Raw genomic sequence first — 21,737 nt, 5'->3', positions numbered from 1 at the left:
GTCTGCAAGATCACAGCTCAAATCACTGCAATCATAACGATGTGATTACTTCTTAACCCAGCCTTTGCTTTTTAGAAAAATATAATTACCTTTTACTGTTTTTTTCAATGCAGATTCTCCCGCAATTTGCTGCACTGTCTGTAGAGATTGCTTACGTTTTTTGGCAATCGCTTTGTAACGTTCTTTTCGCTTATTATTCACATTTTTAACCAATGCTTTAATTTCTGGCGAAGCATTCTTAATGATGCCCACATAACCGTCAAACCTTTCACCGATAATACCCGCTTTTTTTGGCGCAGTGAGTTCAGACGCAATAACAGAACTACTGAAAGCTAAAAATAAAATGATGATCGATTGATAAAATAATTTCATGTTAATAATCCTCATTAATTCCTGGTTTCTAGAAAAGGTCGTCTTCAGCAAGAACTTCTTCTACGTCTTTTTCAACAACAATTTTAATTTCATGATTAATCGTGATATTAGCTTCTATTCGAATTGGCTCCGTCGGCGCTTCAACTCGAACCGTTGGATTGCAAGCCGCTGTTAATGCAATTAAAAGCGCGACACCCGATAGTCTTAAAAAAGACGGCGTTTCTGGTAAAGACGATGGACTTAACATAGTTTGTCTCTTGTAACCTTTGAATAGACGCAATCATAGTCTATTTTTAATGAATTTGAACTGAATAATTAATATTCCTTGTATCAGGCTCATAATCTATGATGATTAAAAGGCCTAAAATCAGCTCCCCTAAATACGCAAATTCAATCAATATTTACTGTGAACCTGTCTTAACAGAGTTGAGAATCGCCTCTTCGAAACTCCCCGTTAAAAATAGTGACTTAAATAGTCCCGGTAAATTGCCAGATATATTTAATACAAAGTCTACTGGATAACCATCATACAAATCTGGGTTATTGCCCAGTAAATGAATCTTTATATGATATTGTTCATTCTTATCATATCCAAAATCACCGCTCAACTCTGTAAAATGAAAGTTCTCTAATGCTTTTAGTGCAATATTACTCGATTCATCCAGTGGAGTGCCGGTACTATATCGTATAATTCCTTTATTAAGACTTTTAAATGTCGCATTTTCAACAACAATTTTATCGCCATCGTTTTTAACTGGAATATTTAGATCAATATCTCCCTCCGCAAATAAAGCATCCATTTTTGTGAAAAACACTAACTCAGTTAACGACATTTTTTTCACTTTAATTTCTGATGGTAATATCTGGCCGCCTTCAATAACGATCTGCTCTCCACTGAGCGTACCGCCCAAAAGGCGTAGACCGAGTTTTTGTATATTTAACCGGTTATTGTTATCCAGCAGCAAACGAGTATTAAAATCAGTCATTTCCAGATCACTCGCAAAAACTATTTTCTCACCTGTTATTTGTGAAGAAGCAGCAACCGGGTCGAGACTTTTTAACTGAGCATCCAGATTAACATCAACGATTGTATTTTTTCCAAATTGAATATCAGCCCCTCTCAGTCTGGCTCGATTATCGACCAACAAATTCTCGCGTTGAACAAAGTTTCCCTGATGGCTCAACTCACCAGATTCAAACGCAATTTCCGGTAAATCGGAAAGTTCAAGAGATTGAATCAAAAAATTTACCAGTTCCAGGTCAATATCATGCTTTGGCAAATTCACGTCGAGATAGCCATTTTCTCTATCCAATGAGACTTCAAATGGAGAAACGATCGATTCGTTTAACTTAATTTCCCCATTTCCCGCAACAACTTTTTCTTCAATGTTCAAAAGTAAATCAGCTGATGCCTGTTGATAGGGAATATCCGAAATCTCTCCGAAACTATCCTGCATTGATATTTTGATCTTGCCGTTAGTCAGTGATTGGTTAATACCAGACAGCGCCACCGAAACCTGGTTATCCTCAGAAGGCATCCATTGAGGTGTCTTTATTGGTTTAATCGCTAATGTTCCAGAAATATTCCCTGAGTCTAAACTGGTCAATTCCAGCTTGCCCGAGATAGAGGCTACTATTTCCGATTCACTTTTTGCATTCCTGAAATTAACAATTGCATTGTTTATCTTTGTTTCAACCTGGATGTTTTCAAGAGAAAAAAGATTTAAGTCGACAGTGCTAATTTGGCTACGAGTGACCAACTGATCTACACGCAATTTATTATCTGGTAAATCAACTTCATTAAATTGAGTATGAATCTGAGGCTCTATTAACTGAAAATGTTCGGCATCAATTAATACCACCGTTTCAACACTAACGTCAGGCTTATCAATCGTCATTTGATTGGGTTTAAAGTTAAGGCTTTGATCTGAACTCAAGCGAAGCTTAGTATTCAGCTCAAATGGAAAGCTGTTAGATTCGCTAACACTATTGACTGATAACTGAACAGGTTGTTCGGTAAACGGAGAACTTCTCAATGTGCCAAGATAACTCAATTCGCTGTGTAGCTTTTGTAATTGATCATCCTGCACCAATTGAATATTAACTTGACCATCAATGTTAATTTCATTAACTAAAGCCTCATCAATATTTTTCAGATACGCTTTTAACATTTCAGGCGGAATCAGCTCCTTCACCACTAAATAGAAGCGATTAACGTCCAGCTGCAATGAAACCTCTCGGCGATTGCTATCAATTTTATACATCATTGATAGCAACTTATTTCCTTCGACTTCCAAATTTGCAGTGGTTTTCTCTTCGCTAATATTGACCAGTAAACGAGTGTTCCTGGTTTGTGCAATCAGAGGACCTTTAACTAACTGAAAAGCCATTTCCGCCTTTCCAGCCTGCTCCAGCTTCAGTTTAATATCGCTGATGTTAATTTCTTTTTCTTGTCGAATAACTTTTACCTGATCAATTTGCACCTCAGAAAATTTAAGTTGCTGATAGAGGCTAGAAAAATCGATTGTGGGCAAATCAAGTTTAAATTGGTTTTCAGGCGTACTGGCTTTCTCATTATTCTCGTTCAAAAACTGCAGTGAAATCGCTTCAGCTTTTATTTTTTCCAACGAATAATCCAGCGAGAAATTTGTCAATTGAATATCAATTTGCGCAACTTTTATTTCGACTCGATTGACGCTAACACCGTGCAAACCGGGATAGCCAATCTCAATATTAGTCAGTGACATATTTTCCGGTAAAAAGCGCGCTGCCAAATTTGCAGCCCACCAGGGAAAAGTGGCATAGCTGAATAAAATCAGGAACAACAGAACAACAGCAACCAGTTTGAAACGATTAACCATAACCTGAAAACTTCCTCAAAAGCTTACAACTGCCAGTAACTTCTGGCAGGTACAAGCATCAATAATGCTAAGCTGAATGACTGATAACAAGAAATAGGAATAATAAACACTATTCTGCTAATAAAATCTATTCATAAATAAAAATGAGGCAAAATTGATTGTTGTATGAGAGCGGCTTGGCTATATTAAAACTTGAAACTAACTAAAATCGAGTGACTGAATGAACTTCCCAAATAATGGCACCACCTTATTGAAACAGTTGTCGTTCTGCATGTTTATTTTTTATGCAGGTTTTGTTCATGCCAAAGCTGAAAAAGAGCCGCTACCACTCGATGAGTTGCGCGCATTTTCCGAAGCCTACTATCAGATAAAGTCCTCTTACGTTCAACCGGTGGATGACGTTGATCTTTTACGTGCCGCGATTAGAGGCATGGTAGGCAGTTTAGATAGACACTCAAAATATCTGTCACCACAAGAGTTTGAGCGGTTCAATACTGATAATGAGGGAGAATATGCTGGAATAGGGTTGAGTTTTAACGATCATAAATATGGTATCGAAGTAGCCGAAGTCGTTAAAAATAGTCCCGCTGCTCGCGCTGGTATTAAACCGGGCATGATAGTGACTCATATTGATCAGCGAGAAATTCAGTTCATTCCGGTCATGGAAGCCTATACAATGCTGAAAGGCGAAGTCGGCTCTTCAGTCAATCTCACCGTCGCCGCAGCTGAATTTGCAAAACCACAAGACTATGATTTGCAAAGAGAAATTATTCTATTAGAAAGCATTACCAGCCAACAATTGCCTGATAACACCGGTTATATTGCAATTTCACAATTCACGCTTAACAGCGTTAGTGAATTTGTTGACGCCATTAAAGATCTCTCTAAGGAACACGAGTTAGAAAAGTTAATCATTGATCTAAGAGATAACCCTGGGGGTGTTATGGAAGTTGCCGTTGAGTTATCCGATCTCTTTATACCCAAAGGTAAATTGCTGATTTCAAACGGAAGAACCGATGACTCTAATCAAACTTACTACGCTCACACGAAGGCCCCATTAAGCAATTTGAAAGTGGTTGTCGTCATCAATAATCGCTCGGCCTCTGCCAGTGAAATCTTAGCTGCTGCTTTAAAAGATCATCACAAGGCTTTGATTTTTGGTGAAAATTCATACGGAAAAGGGTCTATTCAATCGATTGTTCCTCTCAATCACGAATCTGGAGTCAAATTAACTACTGCGGAATATTTTTCTCCACTAGGAAACAAAATCCAGGATGTCGGCGTAAAACCTGATGTCGAATTTGAACAAACAGAGGGAAAAAATCCCTATAGTGTGAGCTTACTCGACGATCCCCAATTGTTACAGGCCTATAATCTACTATCTAAAAAACCAGTTCATTAAGAGCGCTAAATTTTGATAAGAAGTATTTTAATCACATTGGTGTTTTTGGTATCGCCATTTGCCTGGTCGAATTCAATCGGTATCCCCACTCAGCAGAAACCCAAAATTTCAATTGTCGTTGATGATCTGGGCGACAATTCCGTTATCGCCCGACAAATGGTAGCGCTGCCGGCGACATTAACCATGGCGATATTGCCTCACACCCCCCACGCTAAAAAGATATCGGAGCTTGCCAATCAACGAGGTCATGAAGTTATTATGCACCTGCCAATGGAAGCGGAAACTCGTCCTGACTTGCTCGGCCCCGGTGCGCTTTTTTCTAACATGGCAGTCAGTGAATTTAAAAATACTTTTTTAACCAACGCAGGTTCCATTCCAAACCTGGTAGGCTTTAACAATCATATGGGCAGCCTGTTAACGCAAGATCCGGAGAAGATGGCCTGGTTAATGATTTTGGCCAAACAAAAGAACTGGTACTTTCTGGATTCTAAGACCAGCGAAGCATCAATTGCTGAAAACGTCGCAGAAAAACTTGGATTACCGACAATTGGCCGAGATATATTTCTTGATCACCACACCAATGAAAAAGGGGAAGAATTAACCAACATTCTTAAAGACAGGTTGGAGCGGGCGAAACGGATTGCTCAATTTCGTGGAAAAGTCGTCATTATATGCCATCCTTACCCTGAAACTTTGGCTTTTCTACAACAAGTTTTACCAAGCTTAGTTAATGAATTTGAATTAACAAGCGTTAGTCGCTTGTTAAATAAGGAAAAATTTATTGAATTTTCAGATTCATCAATATTAAGTCGAAAATTTGTAAAATAGTACACCGACAAATATAACCAAACAGTCTAATATCTCAAAAATCTGATATTAATAATGAGGCATATCATGAAGAAAATAACCAATCCCTTGGCGGCCATTTTATTGAGCGGCATAATCGCCTGTGGCGGTGGAGGCGGCGGTGGTGGAACAACCACACCTCCAGCAAACCAGGCACCCAATGCTGCGGCTCCAGCGGATTTTAATGCTGTAGAAGCAACGACAGTAACTTTAGATGGAAGCGGTAGTAGTGATTCTGACGGTTCGATCGCAACTTATGCTTGGACACAAACAGCTGGCACGCCAAGTGTTACTTTAAATAATGCCAGTATGGCCAGCGCTTCATTTACTGCACCTGACGTTGCCGCAAACACTCAATTAACATTCCAATTAACGGTCACTGATGACGATGGCGCGACCAACTCCGATACCGTCGTTGTTACCATTACCCCAGATATGCCACCTCAGGCTGTTGCACCCGCTGATTTTCAAGCGGTCGAGGCGACAACTGTATCTTTAAACGGCACAGGAAGTAGTGATGATGTCTTGATCACAAACTACTTATGGGAACAAATCAGCGGTGACTCGGTGACTCTGACCAATGCCAATATGGCAACGGCTAGCTTCACAGCCCCCGATGTTCCTGATAATCAAACCACCGAACTCGGTTTCAGGCTAACAGTAACAGATTCAGCGAGTGTAACGGCAGCGGATGAAGTAACTGTTACCATAATCAATCAACCAGCAACCGTGGCACTATCAGGAAAAGTGACCTATGATCACGTTCCTCACAATACGTCAACCGACGGCCTGGATTATAACAACACCTTTCAGGCACCTGTTCGAGGCGCGACGGTAGAATTATTAAACGAAAGCAAAGCTTCTATTTTGCAAACTACCACTAGTGACGCAAATGGTGACTACAGTTTTGATGTTGACCCATCAACAAGCTATGTCGTCCGTGTTAAAGCTGAGCTCAAGAAAACCGGTGCAGTGCCAACCTGGGACACCACCATTGTGGATAACACTAATAGTCAGGCGCTTTATGCAATGGATTCCGCAATTCAAGCGGTGAATACTTCGCCCGTCACTTTAAATATTAATGCGGCTTCTGGATGGACAGGTTCAAGCTACGGCAATACTCGAGTTGCGGCACCTTTCGCTATTCTGGATTCAGTCTATGAAGCGCACGAAAAAATTGTCGCTGTTGACAGTACTGTCGCTCTGGCTGCGTTGAAAATTAACTGGAGTATTAACAACGTCGCGGTCAACGGTGATACGTCTCAAGGTCAGATCTCAACTTCCCACTTCAATGGCACTGAAGTCTTTATTTTAGGAGACGCCAATAGTGACACTGATGAATATGACGGCCATGTTGTTGTTCACGAATGGGGACATTACTTTGAAGGTCGACTATCTCGTTCAGACTCGTTGGGTGGTTCTCACAGCGGTAGCGATAAACTTGATATGCGAGTTGCAGTCGGTGAAGGATTTGGAAACGCGCTTTCGGGTATTATTACCGATGACTCTTTCTACCGAGATTCATTTGGCAGCGGCCAAAGCCAGGGCTTTAATATCAATGTTGAATCAAACCCAACTTCCAATCAAGGTTGGTTTTCCGAATTCACAGTACAATCCTTGTTATACGATATTTACGATTCTAACAATGACGGTGCAGACAACCTATCGCTGGGTTTCGGACCAATTTACCAGGCATTAATTAACGGTGAAAAAACAACCGATGCATTAACATCGATATTTTCTTTAGCTAATCAAATCAAAGTTGAATCTCCAGCAAACGCCAGCGCGATTGATGCACTACTAGCTTCACAAAGTGTTATCGCTGCAGACGATTTTGGTTCAACAGAAACCAACAACGGTGGCGATGCCAGAAACCTACCTGTCTACAAAGCTATCACTATTGGCGGCGGTAGCATTGAAGTTTGCAGCTTTGGCGATAACGGGTCATACAACAAACTTGGCAACCGCCAATTTATCCGCGTCGATATTTCTACTGCAGGCAGTTATCAATTTACCGCCAACGGCAAATCTGCAGGCGACAACCCTAATTTCCATGTTTACCGACAGGGTCAGTTCGTATTTGGCGGCGAAGCAAGTGGAGACGAATCGGTCACCCGAAGCCTGGATCCTGGCACCTATATTATGGATGTCCATGAACGCTCAAATATCACCGGCGGTGCCGGTAAAGACACTTGTATTGATGTCAGCATTAGCGCAAATTAGAGGATTAACAATGAACACAATCAATCGAATTGGATTAGCAGCGCTATTGGGTGGCGCACTTATGGCTTGCACTTCCGAGTCAGGTCAGAGAGTAGTATCGCAAGTCGAAAAAAGCCCAGTGAGCCACACTTATAGTAAACCAGGCGCTCCAATAACTATGACCTACAATGTTTTGACTTCTTCGCCTAAAGCCGGCGAAGAAATCGAAATTGAAGTCAGTTTTAAGTCAGCAGCAAAATCTTCAGTTAAATCTGAAATGGCATCAGCTAAAAAGCTAACCTGGCTCAATGGCAACACAAACTGGACTAGCCAGCTACAAAAATCAGGTCAAAGGGAATCGCTCCCGGTGTTAAAAGTTATTGCACCACAAAATGGTATTTACTACATCAACCTGGTTGCCAGCGTTGAGCAAGATGGAAAAACCATGGCAAAACCTTTTACTATTCCAGTCAAAGTTGGGGAAGGCCCTTTTGAATTAGCACCTGTTGGTGAAGTTGTTACTGATGAAAAAGGTCAACGAGTTATTGTTCAGAAAGCTGAATCGAATAACTAATCTTTAATTGAAACAAGAATCAACAAAGTTGGTTCTTGTTTCTTTTTCTACCAACGAAACAAATGCAAACTAGCAACAATAAAGAATAAATATTAACGGCCCCACCACCGCTACTCGACTGAGTAATACCACTCACAGCGTCAATCCAGACAGCATCAGCACCTGCAGAATTTCGATTGTCTTTTTCATAACTCCAGCTAAGAATGTGTAGTCCTGGTTCTAACGGATAATAATTAAGTTGCCATGGCACTTCACCATCCCAAGAATCAACCAGGCGGTTATCAACGTAAAAGTTGAGTTTATCTTTTCCAGACTCTGTAGAAGTTTTAACAGCAAAACTGATGAAATTATCCGTGGGGTGGTTAAAATTATGAATAAGTTCGATTGCAGCTTTTTGCGAATTATTAATGGGTTTCGACTTTAGGCTGAGCCCACCTTCAAAAAAGGAATTTGAGTCAATAAACCAGCCATCGTCTGCACGGCGAGACTGAGACCAACGGGAAGAAAGACGACCGGCCAATGGGAATATTTCTTCTTCCGGGGGCAACACAGATATCGCTCGGGTTAGCGTTTGGGTGCAACCGTTTTCAGCGACCACTTTCAAACGTAAATTTCCTTTATATAAATAATCATAGGTATACTCAGGCGCGGCACTGGTTGAATCAATTCTCCCGTCATCGTTAAAATCCCATCGATACAAATAGCTATCTTCGCCGTTATTTATCACAAAGCGTGCAGCTTCATTAATCTTGATATTTTGCGGCTCAACGGTCACCGACACTTCAGGAGGAGAGCACTCGTCAACGCCAGCCAAGGTTAAATCATCAGTCGTTTCAGGATCTAACCAAGCTTTAACTTGTGCTGATTGACTTAAATTCGCATCCCAGTGGACTGCCATTCTGCCATACCAATCAGATTCTTGTGGCGCCTGACAGGAAGCAAAGCCACCAGTTAATGTACCGGTTAGTTGTCCTTGAGAGTTCCATATTCCAGACCCGGATGACCCCGGCGCAGTCGAGCCTTCATCCCAGCTGGTTACTCTTAAATAAGCGCCATTTGTATTGTTAGAGTCACTAAATCTCTGCGTCCTGGAAAATGGTCCAAAATCAAGAGAAATACTTTTTTCCAGACCGCCAGGATGATGAATGGATGCAACCATATCTGGAATCGAATTTCGTCTATCCCAGCCAGACCAATGGACATTAAACGGACTTGGCGGTACTTTATTAAGCTCCACCAGCGCGAAATCAGAATGCTCCGATGCTGCTCGAAAAGCCGCGCCCGATTGGACATCAGTGAGACTGCCGTTGCGCGCACCATTGCAACTTGATGTCTGATAGTTCCAATAAAAAATCATTGATGCTGCAGACGAAGGGGTCACTTCACAATGTTTCGCGGTCAAAAAATAAGGCGTTCGATCATTGGAAGTATTGTTAACCAATGTGCCGGTACATAAAAACTGTCCTTTAATCGTATACCTCGCGACAGAACGAATAGGATCTCGCCAATCATCACCTTGCGAGCAGACGACATCAATATGGCATTCATTATCAGGTAAGCTAGCCTGTTGCCAATCACGATAACCCAGATTAATTTGCGACACTTCAAAATTCAATTGAGGTTTATCAGAGACAGGAACATTGATTTCAATGGTCGCTTCCGATGCTTCTATCAACGGAGACCAAAATTCCTGACTGCCGGCGACATCGTCTTTTGTATAAGGCCCCAATACTTGCTGAGCACTTTTATTATAAAAATAGAGTTGTGCACTCTCAGGTAACGTCAATTGTGATAGCACAAAGTTGAAAGACTTTGCTTGCGTAGAAGCAATATTCAAACGCCAGATAGCCATTTCACCAACAACTTGCCACTCTCCCGACATTTCTTTTGATTGTTGTGGAAAAATTGGAATAGCAAAGCGAAACGGCTGGTTTTGTTGCGCCCGGATTTTATCTTGTTTATTTAGCTGCTGTAGATTAACAGATTGAAGATAATTGACGGGTAGCTCTGGCAACTGCCTGGTAGTAAAACTCTCCGGTCTTTCTATTAAACGACTTTGCTGTATTTGTTCAGAGAGTGCCTTAAGCGGTAACGCTGAAATTATCAAAAAAATAAAGAGTAAAATAGCAATCAATTTATTCAATAAGTTTGCAACTTTAAGCGCCATTAACCACTCCTTTATTGTTATTATTTTATTCTCGTTGCCAAACTAAAATACGATTGTTGGCTGGCATTTCATAATCGTGACGCAATGATAACGAATTATTTCGTGCTAAATCTTGTAATGCTTCAAAGTTTCGGATCCCTTGGTGAGAAAAACGTGATTTCAACCATTGATCAAAGCGGCGATTACTCTCGCTCGTATACTCTCCCTGATAATTAAAAGGTCCATAAAGTATCAATAAGCCTCCGGATAAAAGAACCTCTCCTGCGCATTGATACATCTTCTCCACAGCAGCCCATGGCATGATATGAGCGGTATTTGCGGAGAAAATACAGTTAAACTTTTCCTCAGGTAAAGAATCATTCAGTAAATCGAGCGGAAATGGTTGCACCACATTATCTAGATTTGCATCGCTAATCCAAGCCTGAATACCAGCATGATTTTCTGGTAAGTCACTGGTATACCAAGTAATTTCAGGTAGATTCTGCGCAAAAAAAACAGCATGCTGACCAGTACCGCTGCCGATTTCCAATACTTTGTCTTTTGGTACCAGTAGTGATTTAATTTTCGCTAAGATTGGCTGCTGATTTCTCTCACAAGATTCAGCAAAAGGCTTACCAGACATGATTAAAATTCCCGTAAAAAAGAGTTTCGACTATAACTTGATTTCCGCTGTCAGTCATTTTGCAGTGAAGCATCGATTATCTTAGAAGCTCACCGCCTCTTGGTCTGTACTAATAATATTGAATTTGTCTCTGCAAAATTCAATCAGCGAGGATTCCGACTACAATTAAATTAATAGCAATTATAGTCAAGGTTATATGGATACAGTGGGTTAAAGTAAATGCGCGTTTTCCGGTGCTTACTATTTATATTTTTTGTTTCGACCAGTGCTTGCGGCGCTAAAGCAACTGCCAGTGCCAAGTCAGAGGTCGAATTAAAAGCTACATTCCCTGGCAAAATATCAATTATTAAAGGAGACGCTGATCCTGCTGACTATCAATTGATTACACTAGAAAATGGCATCAAAGTTTTGCTTGTAAGCGACTCAAGAGCAAAACTTGCAACGGCGTCGTTATCGGTGGCGGCGGGCTACTTTCACGACCCCAACAACATGGCCGGCGTCGCGCATCTTTTAGAGCATATGATATCGAAAGGATCAGCAAGATACCCCGGCGTCTCAACTTACCGAGACTTTATTGGAAAAGTCGGCGGAGGCGCTAATGCTTCAACTTCCCGCGAAGTAACAAACTACTACTTTTATGTTCCGGAATTAGCATTTGAACAGGCCCTTGATCGATTTTCCGCACAATTTGAATCACCCGTACTTTCAAAAGAAACAATGTACAAAGAGCGGCAAGTTGTCGACGCGGAGTTTAGGTTAAAATATCAGGATTCTTATCGACGTAACCGGGAAGTTATTCGTCTGACCGTTTCAAAAAAGCATCCATTTCGAAAATTTTCGACAGGAAATATTCAGTCACTACAAGACACTAAAAATGCAACCTTGCATCAAACATTAAAAGATTTTTACCATCAATATTATGGTAGTGAAAATATGGTATTGGCGTTACATTCAGCCAAAACAGTAGAGGAAATGTCACAGCTAGCCAAACGCTATTTCTCACAGATAAAAAATAAAGGAAAATTGACAAAAGTAAATACGATTATTCCAACAACAAAAAAACACCAAAACGTTCTTATCAAAATACAACCTAATGCCAATCAGCAAAGACTAACCATGAATTTTATAGTCCCATCATCAGCGGCACCAAAAAAGAGCAGTGTGGCGGGATTTTTTACCTGGTTATTTGATAGCAATCAACCGGGCAGCTTACAATACTATCTTCGGAGTAAGGCTTTGATCTGGAGCCTAAAATCTTCAACAGAGCCAGTTGATGAACACTACGATTTTTTCAATATTGAGTTTCGCTTAACGCAAGCAGGTCTCCAGTCAACAGATAAAATTCTTACCGCAACCTACAGCTACCTGACAACTATTCAATCAAAAGGGCTCAAGTTAAGACAGTTTTCAATTTTTAAGCAAATGAAAGACAAACAATTTCATACAACCGAAGAAGTATTATCAGGCGAAAAAATAAGAAATTTATCACGTCGGTTATTGCGAGCGAATCCACCACAATTTTTCACTTCGCAAGACCATATTAGCAGTTTCGACAAAATGAGCTCGATGAATTTTATAGACGCACTTTCACCAGAAAATTTACGAGTAATTATTCATGCAAAACAATTTGAACCGGGGAAGATTGAGAACTACTATGGCACGCGATACGAAATTAAACCGCTAAAGTGGCAATTTAAAGAAGCGTTAGACTATCAGTTTCGCTTGCCCGATAAATCACCTTATTTAACGGAACTAGTTGAAGATAGTGGCGAAGAATATTTTCGCAAAGCGAAACTGATTCAGTCATCTAAGTTTGTTCGTCGGTATTTTCCCAGTATGCGGCCAGGAAGCCAGTTTTCAGCAATTACCCTATTTGTCGATAGTGCGCTAGCTAATCGCACCGATAAAAATCGAGTGCTTAACCACTTGTGGGTAACCAGGTTAGACGAACAACTTAGAGAATTACAACAGCTTGCAGAGTGGGCATTAATTGATTTATATGTCAATACCACTCCCAGTGGGTTCCATGTAACCATGACAAGTCCAGACGAGTTATCAGAACAGATACTCGAATCAGTTTTGCAAGAAATTTTATTTCCCAGCCTTTCGCCAAACAAAATGCTCTCTACTTTTCAACACCAAAAGCTGCAATACAAGACACAAAAAAATATGAGAGTTAAAGATATTTTACAACAGCAGCAAAACGAAATTTTACGAGTTGTTCCCAGAAAGCAATTTGCCTATCACTTTCTCGACCAAGTTTCACAAGAGAATTATCGAAAGTTTCTCAAACGCTATCTTAGCAAAGCGCGCGTCACCAGTGTTTTTTATGGAAATATATCTGCTGGAAAATTTAAGAAAATGAACATTCAGATCAGGAAAAAGCTAGTTAACAAAATAAGAACGCCATGGTATCGAAAGCCAACGAGTCCACAGTGGCCAGAAAGCTCATTAACTTCTGAAGTTGAGACAGAACACCAGGACTCAGCTGTCAGCATCGCATTAACTTCTAAAAACCACAATGTCGACAGTGAAGCGAAAATCAGATTGTTATCAAGTTTAATAAAAGCGCCATTTTTTCGCCAGTTTCGAACAGAGAACCCGTTAGGATATTCTGTTTCTGTCAACCATAAAACCGTGTTAAATGAGTCATACCTTCATTTTTTCATTCAATCACCAGATACCGACATCCATCAGCTTTTCGGTGAGATTAGCCGTTTTAAAAAGAATTATTTAAATCAGTTAAAACAACTCAAGACAGATGAATTTGAAACGATAAAGCAGTTAGTATCAACCAGATACAGTGCAAGAGCACTCAATGAGGCACAGGCTTTCGAGATTGTAAAATTAAACTTTCGAAGCGGTAAACCATTAGACTACGAAGCCAAGGTCTTTGCGGCACTCAAGCAAATCACAGTAAATGAATTATATCGCTATGCCAAAGCGCTGTTTGAAAATACAGATACCGTTTCATTGCAGATAGCAGCAAGTCAATAACACACCGCCTGGTAAAGAAAATAAGCCAGACTCACTGAAAATAAGTTCAATTGCCCCTTTAAATTCAGTGATTGAGCTTTTTCCTACGAATAAAATTAACTAGAATGTAAATACCTTTACCCAGCGACACTTTTCAATAAGGAAGATCGAATGATAAAAGGGTTCTACAAAAACCTGTTTTTTACCTTAATTCTGCTTAGCTCGATGTGCTCAGCTTTGCCTGCATGGGCCAAAGTTGATTACTTAATAGAAATGAGTGACCCGGAACATCATCTTGCCGAGATCACCATAAAATTTCCAAAAGGGCACTCAGAACTCGAATTGAAAATGCCAGCCTGGCGAACGGGTAAGTACAAGCTGCTCAACCAGGCAAATGGTATCAGACACTTTCAAGCGCAAACCAAAAAAAGAAAAGCCCTTAAATGGACTCGTCGAGACAAGAGCAGCTGGGTAGTAGACAATCCCGAGCAGTCAGCTATCGTTGTAAAATATACCTTATATGCTAATGAATTGGGGCTTCGTACCCGACACATCGATAACACCCATGCATTTCTCGATGCCACTGCGACTTTTATGTACTCGCCACAATTAATGGATCAGGTGCATAAGGTGGAACTGAAAGTCCCTGATGGCTGGAAGAGCTACTCTGGTATGGTTCAAGTTGATAAACATCAGTTCATTGCGCAAAACTACGATCAGCTTGCTGACTCGCCTATTGAAACAGGAATTAATGAACTCCACGAATTCAGTGAAGATGGAAGAGATTACCAGGTGGTATTCTGGGGCAAAGCCAACCGGAGTAACGACAAAATAGTTGAAGATTTACGCGCATTGGTAGGGCAAAGTCAAACTATCTGGAAAGGCTATCCTTACAAGAAATATGTGTTTATGATTCACGCAACTTCTGGCGCCACCGGTGCGACAGAGCACTTGAATTCAACAGTTATTCAGCGCCCTCGACATATTTTTGGCAAACGAAGTGATTATCTCGATCGCTTTTTACGGACAGCATCACATGAACTCGTTCACACCTGGAATGTGAAGGCTTATCGTCCACAAGCACTCGTGCCTTATGATTACCAGCAAGAAAATTATAGTGACTTGCTTTGGATCGCAGAAGGTTCCACTAGTTATCTTCAAGATCGATTATTGCTTACCGCTAAGTTACAGACAGTCAAAGAATTCCTTACCATGTTAAGCAAAAGAGTTGATAAATTTCGTCGTAAACCCGGCACCAAAGTTCAATCAGTCAAACAGGGGAGTTTCGAAACCTGGACAGCTCAAGGTGGAGATTTTGCCAATAACCACAGTGCAGGTATTTATTCCGAAGGCTTTATGGCTTCGTGGCTATTAGATTTTCAGATTTTGTCAGATACCAAACTCAAGTCTGGTTATAAAAACATCCACCAGATGATTTATCAGAAAAAAGAACAGCTAACCAACAATAACGATCCACTAAAAACGATTCCTTTTTCTGAAGAAGACATAAAACAACTTTTAAAACAACTGACTGATAAAGATTATCAAGATTGGTGGCAAGACAATATTGACTCCCCTTTATCAATCGACTTCGAAGCGCTATTGAAAAAAGCTGGTTTACAATTTGCTGCATTGAAAGAAAAAGATTTCAAGGTCTGGACAGGTTTTAAAAGTAACGAGTCAAAGGGCTTGATCACCTTAACCGAAGTAGAAAAAGATGGTCCTGCCTGGCGTGCCGGATTAACCACAAAAGACCAGTTAATTGCTGTCAATGGATATCAAGTCAATCAACAAAATCTGGAAACCTGGTTGAAACAATTTAAGCCGGAAGACACGATTGAATTAACATTGTTTCGCAATCAGCAACTCGTCCAGAAATCCTTAACGTTAGGTAAAATTGCTAAAAAAGTTCACCAGATTGAATTGATGAAAAAGCCAAGTAAAAAGCAAAAAGCATTTTTCAAAGCATGGCTAGGCGTTGATTTCCCTGAAGAGAAAAGCGAATCATAGTTAACTTAACTCCAGGTTAACTTAATTCAGAAATAACAAAACCTGGAAAATGACATTAAAAAAGGCGCTCAATTGAGCGCCTTTTCATCATTAGAAGCAGAATAATGATTACATCATTCCAGGCATTCCGCCCATTCCGCCCATGCCACCCATATCAGGTGCACCGCCGGCTTCTTCTTTTGGCAGGTCAGCAACCATAGCTTCGGTAGTGATCATCAAACCAGAAACTGAAGCGGCGTGTTGAAGCGCGCTACGAGTTACTTTAGTTGGGTCAAGAATACCCATTTCAATCATGTCACCATATTCGCTGTTAGCAGCGTTGTAACCGTAATTTCCTTCACCATTTGCAACATTGTTAAGAACAACTGAAGCTTCTTCACCAGCGTTATCAACAATCTGACGTAGTGGTGCGTTTACTGCGCGAAGTAAAATTTGAATACCAGCAGTTTGGTCATCGTTAGCACCTGTTAAGCTACCAACTTTAGCTGCTGCACGAACCAGAGCAACACCACCGCCCGGTACAACACCTTCTTCAACTGCTGCGCGAGTTGCGTGAAGTGCATCTTCAACGCGTGCTTTCTTTTCTTTCATTTCAACTTCAGTCGCTGCGCCAACTTTAATAACCGCAACACCGCCAGCTAATTTAGCAACACGCTCTTGAAGTTTTTCACGATCATAATCAGAAGAAGTTTCTTCGATTTGACGACGAATTTGCTCAACGCGAGACTCGATGTTTCCTGCATCACCAGCACCATCGATAACAGTTGTGTTTTCTTTAGTGATAGAAACTTTCTTAGCAGTACCTAAATCTTCTAAAGTTGCGCCTTCAAGATTAAGACCAACTTCTTCAGAGATAACTGTTGCACCAGTCAAGATTGCGATATCTTCAAGCATTGCTTTACGACGGTCACCGAAACCAGGCGCTTTAACAGCAGCGACTTTAACGATTCCACGCATGTTGTTAACAACCAATGTTGCCAGGGCTTCACCTTCAACATCTTCAGCGATGATTAGTAAAGGCTTGCTCGCTTTTGCAACGGCTTCAAGTACTGGAAGTAAATCGCGAATGTTAGAGATCTTTTTATCAACCACCAAAATGAATGGAGATTCAAGTTCAACAGACATGCTGTCCTGATTGTTGATGAAATAAGGAGAAAGGTAACCACGGTCAAACTGCATACCTTCAACAACGTCTAATTCGTTGTCTAGACCAGAACCTTCTTCAACAGTGATAACACCTTCTTTACCAACTTTTTCCATCGCTTCAGCAATGATGTTACCAACATCAGTGTCTGAGTTAGCGGAGATTGTGCCAACTTGAGCAATTGCTTTACCGTCTTCACAAGGTACAGAAACGCCTTTAAGCTCACCAACAATCGCTTTAACAGCTTGGTCAATACCACGTTTAAGATCCATTGGGTTCATACCCGCAGCAACTGATTTTAAACCTTCAGCCAGGATAGCTTGAGAAAGAACTGTTGCAGTTGTTGTACCGTCACCGGCCACATCAGAAGTTTGCGAAGCAACTTCTTTAACCATTTGTGCGCCCATGTTCTCAAATTTGTTTTCTAATTCGATTTCTTTTGCAACAGAAACACCGTCTTTAGTGACTGTCGGCGCGCCGAATGATTTTTCTAATACAACATTACGACCTTTTGGTCCAAGCGTTACTTTAACTGCGTTTGCTAAAGTGTTAACGCCAGCCACCATTTGTGAACGCGCGTCATCACCAAATCTTACGTCTTTTGCCATAATAATTTCCTCTAACTCAAATTTTCGAATTCTTTGATGTGAATACTAAAGTAAGTATTTACTTACTCGATGATTCCCATGATGTCGTCTTCGCGCATCACCAATAATTCTTCGCCGTCGACTTTAACTTCGTTTCCAGCATACTTACCAAACAACACTTTATCGCCAACTTTAACGTCTAACGAACGAACTTCGCCATTATCAAGGTGCTTACCGTTACCAACAGCAAGTACTTCACCACGGCTAGGCTTTTCTTTGGCATTATCAGGGATAACGATACCGCCGGCAGAGGTAGTCTCATCTTCAGTACGTCTAACCAGAACGCGGTCATGTAAAGGACGAATACTCATTGATTGTTCTCCTAATGTGACTATATATTAACTATTAAAATTTACATCGACCGGTAATATGGGGATGAATTTTTAGCACTCAACCCCTGAGAGTGCTAATTTTGAAAATTTTTAAGCTTTTTTGCGAAAAAAACAGTCTGAATTACGTTTAGACGGCTATTTACCCACTTAGCGTTTTTATGTCCATAAAAAATGTCTAACTTCTCAAAATTTCGGATTAGTTGTACCCCGAATAAAACAATCTTGATATGATTTCACGTTAGTTTTTTTACCTTCTTTCGTGTTATCAGGATTTCCGTTGCTTACTCGCCCATTGGCTTATAAAGGGCCAAATGACCACTTATCTCAACTGTTTCCATTACCGACGCTCTACTCGGGAATGCACCTATTGCTAAACGAAATGTTAATGGATTGGCAATACCTCAAAGAAGAACAACTGGTACAGGGTGTTTTTCTTTTCGCAGACCGGTTAATTAAAACGCGCCTGGCCTGGCCTTTAGACATAGCGGACGAAAAAAACATTTGTGACTGTGCCAAAAGCTCAGGTGAGGATATTTGCTCACATCTGGCGGCATTAGCAATAGAGAGCAAAGTACATAACGATCGGCTGCCACCGCCATTAAAACAAAACGAAAACTTTTCATCTGAGTGGCAATATCTATCCGACTGGATCAGCAAACAACAGTTCGACCCTTTTCCCAATATGGCCCGTCATCGTGTGATTTACCTGCTTGACGGCGAGCCGGGCAACATTTATGTCACCATTCACAAGGCCTATCTAACCCAGCAAAACGAGTATGTTCGTAAAGCTGAGCTAGATCTGTCAATTATCAATAATGACAAGCTGCCCAAATTTGTCAGCCTGACCGATCAGCAAATTCTGAATGACATGCAGTTTGCCATCGCCAAATCTGGAGACATTAAGCAAATCACCCTCACAGAACAGGCCGATAGCACTGACTCTGAATACCTCAACCGATATTTATTTCAAACGTCGGAAAATCATCATACTTTATCCAGAATAGTAGCGTCAGGACGATGCTTCTGGCGATCTTGCCATCGTCATGCATTAGCCTGGCATACAAGTTATGTTAATGATGAAGATTGGTGGCCAATATCGAATACCTTATATTTAGACCGAGCAGGTAGTCGTGTCGTTAATTATCTGCCGATCTCGTCAATTCAAAAGCAGCAACATCAGTTGTTCTCGTGCTATCAACCGGAAACGACTCCTGTTAAGCCACGCTTAACGATTTCTACCAAACAGATCGGATTACCCTGGCACAAGCAGACTTTACACGAGCTAGATATTGCTGAAATCAGTTTTGAAGTATCGAATCAGGCGTTTTCGCTGCAAGATTTAATGATCTGGTATCAAATCAGTACAGAAGCAAGCAATCGCACTTCCACGCCTGATGATACTTCCACACCTCGCGATACTTCCACACCTGGTGATACTACAGCACCAAATGACGCCTTGCCGGAAAAGGTTGCCGGGCTTTTGCATCAGCTCGACTGGGTGCCAAGTATTCAAGCCGGCTTTGAGCAACCCATTAGTCAAAATTTTGATATCAGTTGCCGCTACCTAGATGATAACCTCGCTCATTGGTTTCCGTTATTAAGAGGCCTCAATCTTGAAGGTTGGCAAATTTGCTTTAGCCCCGAGTTCCGATTAAATCGGCGTAAGGTAGACGACTGGTATAGTCATGTTTCGGCCAAGGATTCTACCGCTCTTTTTTCGACTGATGATTGGTTTGAAGTAGAAGTCGGCGTTAAAGTCGATGGTGAATCTGTCAATTTACTACCTTACATCGTTGATGCACTTCGCAAAGGCCAGTTAAATTTTTCAACCGAAAAAGAAACAATCACAATTGCACTTGATGGCCAGAAAAACATTGAGATTAGCCAAGCTCGCGTAAAAAGTATTGTCGATATTCTGCTGGAACTCGCTGAACAAAAACCGCTTTCCGCGAATCAAAAATTGCGGCTTCCGGTCAGCCAGCTGGTGCGCATAAAGATGCTCGAAACGAAAATGGAACAAGCAGCGGAGTGGGGTGCCCAGGAACTAGAACGCAAAGCAAAAGTCCTGGCACAAAGTAACGGCATTGCAACGGTAACCATTCCCACTAATGTCCATGCCCAACTAAGAGACTATCAGCAGCGGGGTGTTGACTGGCTACAGTTTCTCGCCAATGAAGGACTGTCTGGTATTCTGGCGGATGATATGGGGCTCGGAAAAACGCTGCAGACCCTCACCCATATTCAACTCGAAAAAAATAGCGGTCGTATGCAGGGCCCATGTGTTGTTGTTGCGCCGACCAGTCTGCTGGGTAATTGGCAGGCCGAAGCGGCAAAGTTTACGCCTGAACTGAGCATTATTAATTGGGCCGGTAACCAACGCCATCGCCTGATTGAGAAGCTGGCCGATGTCGATCTAATCATTACGAGCTACGGACTACTACTTAGAGACGCAGAAAAACTGAATCAGGTAGGTATTCACCTGCTAGTGCTCGACGAAGCGCAGGCAATTAAAAATTCTCGCAGCAAAATTACCAGGATCGCGTTCGAGATGTCTTCAAAACATCGCCTATGTTTAACTGGAACGCCATTAGAAAATCACCTGGGTGAACTCTGGTCACTGTTCCACTTTTTAATGCCCGGATTGCTTGGCGATCAAGCACAGTTTAAGCGCCTGTTTCAAATTCCCATTGAAAAAGAAAATGATTGGCAGCGCCAGCAACAACTCTCGCAGCGAATTGCGCCTTTTATGTTGCGCAGAACTAAAAACAAAGTTGCAGCAGATTTGCCGGCGAAATCAGAAATCGCAGAGTTTATCGAGCTGAGCGAGTCTCAAACCGATCTTTACGAAACGGTCAGAATGAGTATGCTGGAAGAAGTACAGAAAGCGATTACCCAAAACACAAAAGGCGGGAATCAGTTACTCATTGGGAACGCATTACTAAGGCTGAGGCAGATCTGTTGTCACCCCGGACTCGTTGAATTTGGAAGAGAGTTAACCGAGCCGGAAAACTCCTCAAAAATGATCTGGTTGCAAACAACATTACCCGAATTGATCCAGTCAGGCAGAAAAGTTCTGATTTTTTCATCATTCACCTCGATGTTGGATATAATCGCCCAACAACTTGAACAAATGGATATTCGCTATTTGATGCTAACCGGGCAATCCCGGCATCGTAGTGAATTAGTGAGTCAGTTTCAGAATGGAGACACGCCGGTATTTCTAATCAGCCTGAAAGCCGGTGGTGCCGGACTCAACTTAACCTCCGCTGATACAGTTATTCATTTTGACCCCTGGTGGAATCCAGCAGCGGAAGATCAAGCGAGTGATCGAACTCATCGTATCGGCCAAGATAAACCTGTCTTTATCTACAAGTTAATTACCAAGGGAACCGTTGAAGAGCGCATTTACCTGATGCAAAAACATAAGTCTCAACTGGCTAAAGATTTGTATCAACAAAATGAGCTAGCCCAGTCGTTATCCAAACCAGACTGGGAAGCATTATTAGCACCGTTGGGTGATTCGTAATTCAATTTCGTTTTGCCACAATTACACGACATAGTAACTAACTTTATGATGTTGTT

The 21,737-nt window shown here is 41.3% G+C and carries 14 protein-coding genes; 7 read left to right on the top strand and 7 right to left on the bottom strand.

Annotated features, from left to right (window positions below; all coding sequences use genetic code 11):
- Window positions 1–45 precede the first annotated feature (45 nt).
- The 3 genes from FLL46_RS03535 to FLL46_RS03525 all read right to left on the bottom strand — a co-directional run bounded on the left by FLL46_RS03535 (window position 46) and on the right by FLL46_RS03525 (window position 3,233).
- Window positions 46–372, bottom strand: coding sequence for a YdbL family probable chaperone protein (locus tag FLL46_RS03535; protein WP_168204029.1), 327 nt, complete (start codon window positions 370–372; stop codon window positions 46–48).
- Between the two features lie 28 nt (window positions 373–400).
- Window positions 401–619 carry a YnbE family lipoprotein gene (locus FLL46_RS03530; protein WP_142892061.1) on the bottom strand — a complete coding sequence of 73 codons (219 nt, stop codon included), beginning with the start codon at window positions 617–619 and terminating at the stop codon, window positions 401–403.
- 154 nt (window positions 620–773) lie between these two features.
- A complete protein-coding gene (locus FLL46_RS03525) occupies window positions 774–3,233 on the bottom strand; it encodes an intermembrane phospholipid transport protein YdbH family protein (protein ID WP_142892060.1) in 2,460 nt (819 codons plus the stop codon).
- A 220-nt stretch (window positions 3,234–3,453) separates the two neighbouring features.
- Between FLL46_RS03525 and FLL46_RS03520 the strand changes: the two genes are divergently transcribed.
- From FLL46_RS03520 to FLL46_RS03505, 4 genes are all read left to right on the top strand, one after another.
- Window positions 3,454–4,635, top strand: a complete 1,182-nt coding sequence (locus FLL46_RS03520) for a S41 family peptidase (RefSeq protein ID WP_142892059.1) — start codon at window positions 3,454–3,456, stop codon at window positions 4,633–4,635.
- A 12-nt stretch (window positions 4,636–4,647) separates the two neighbouring features.
- On the top strand, window positions 4,648–5,463 hold the full coding sequence (locus FLL46_RS03515) for a divergent polysaccharide deacetylase family protein (protein ID WP_142892058.1): 816 nt from the start codon (window positions 4,648–4,650) through the stop codon (window positions 5,461–5,463).
- Between the two features lie 66 nt (window positions 5,464–5,529).
- Window positions 5,530–7,704, top strand: a complete 2,175-nt coding sequence (locus tag FLL46_RS03510; RefSeq protein WP_168204028.1) for a carboxypeptidase regulatory-like domain-containing protein — start codon at window positions 5,530–5,532, stop codon at window positions 7,702–7,704.
- Window positions 7,705–7,714: 10 nt separating this feature from the next.
- Window positions 7,715–8,257: a hypothetical protein gene (locus FLL46_RS03505; protein WP_168204027.1), complete on the top strand. Its 543-nt coding sequence runs from the start codon at window positions 7,715–7,717 to the stop codon at window positions 8,255–8,257.
- A gap of 19 nt (window positions 8,258–8,276) precedes the next feature.
- Here the strand turns inward: FLL46_RS03505 and FLL46_RS03500 are convergent, their stop codons facing one another.
- A complete protein-coding gene (locus tag FLL46_RS03500; protein WP_142892055.1) occupies window positions 8,277–10,424 on the bottom strand; it encodes a trypsin-like peptidase domain-containing protein in 2,148 nt (715 codons plus the stop codon).
- Between the two features lie 25 nt (window positions 10,425–10,449).
- On the bottom strand, window positions 10,450–11,046 hold the full coding sequence (locus FLL46_RS03495; protein WP_142892054.1) for a DUF938 domain-containing protein: 597 nt from the start codon (window positions 11,044–11,046) through the stop codon (window positions 10,450–10,452).
- A 219-nt stretch (window positions 11,047–11,265) separates the two neighbouring features.
- On the opposite strand from FLL46_RS03495, the gene FLL46_RS03490 reads away from it, so the two are divergent.
- Window positions 11,266–14,043 carry an insulinase family protein gene (locus FLL46_RS03490; RefSeq protein ID WP_142892053.1) on the top strand — a complete coding sequence of 926 codons (2,778 nt, stop codon included), beginning with the start codon at window positions 11,266–11,268 and terminating at the stop codon, window positions 14,041–14,043.
- Between the two features lie 150 nt (window positions 14,044–14,193).
- Window positions 14,194–16,032, top strand: coding sequence for a M61 family metallopeptidase (locus FLL46_RS03485; protein ID WP_210418588.1), 1,839 nt, complete (start codon window positions 14,194–14,196; stop codon window positions 16,030–16,032).
- Window positions 16,033–16,140: 108 nt separating this feature from the next.
- Here the strand turns inward: FLL46_RS03485 and groL are convergent, their stop codons facing one another.
- On the bottom strand, window positions 16,141–17,784 hold the full coding sequence (gene groL / locus FLL46_RS03480; RefSeq protein WP_210418587.1) for a chaperonin GroEL: 1,644 nt from the start codon (window positions 17,782–17,784) through the stop codon (window positions 16,141–16,143).
- Between the two features lie 62 nt (window positions 17,785–17,846).
- Window positions 17,847–18,134: a co-chaperone GroES gene (groES, locus tag FLL46_RS03475; protein WP_142892051.1), complete on the bottom strand. Its 288-nt coding sequence runs from the start codon at window positions 18,132–18,134 to the stop codon at window positions 17,847–17,849.
- Window positions 18,135–18,432: 298 nt separating this feature from the next.
- Between groES and FLL46_RS03470 the strand changes: the two genes are divergently transcribed.
- Entirely contained in the window at window positions 18,433–21,681 is a 3,249-nt protein-coding gene (locus FLL46_RS03470; protein WP_142892050.1) for a DEAD/DEAH box helicase, read from the top strand.
- Window positions 21,682–21,737 lie beyond the last annotated feature (56 nt).

This window comes from Aliikangiella coralliicola (assembly GCF_007004725.1).
Classification (GTDB): Bacteria; Pseudomonadota; Gammaproteobacteria; order Enterobacterales; family Kangiellaceae; genus Aliikangiella; species Aliikangiella coralliicola.
Note: the sequence above shows the minus strand (reverse complement) of the source record. Positions and strands in the feature narration are given on the sequence as shown.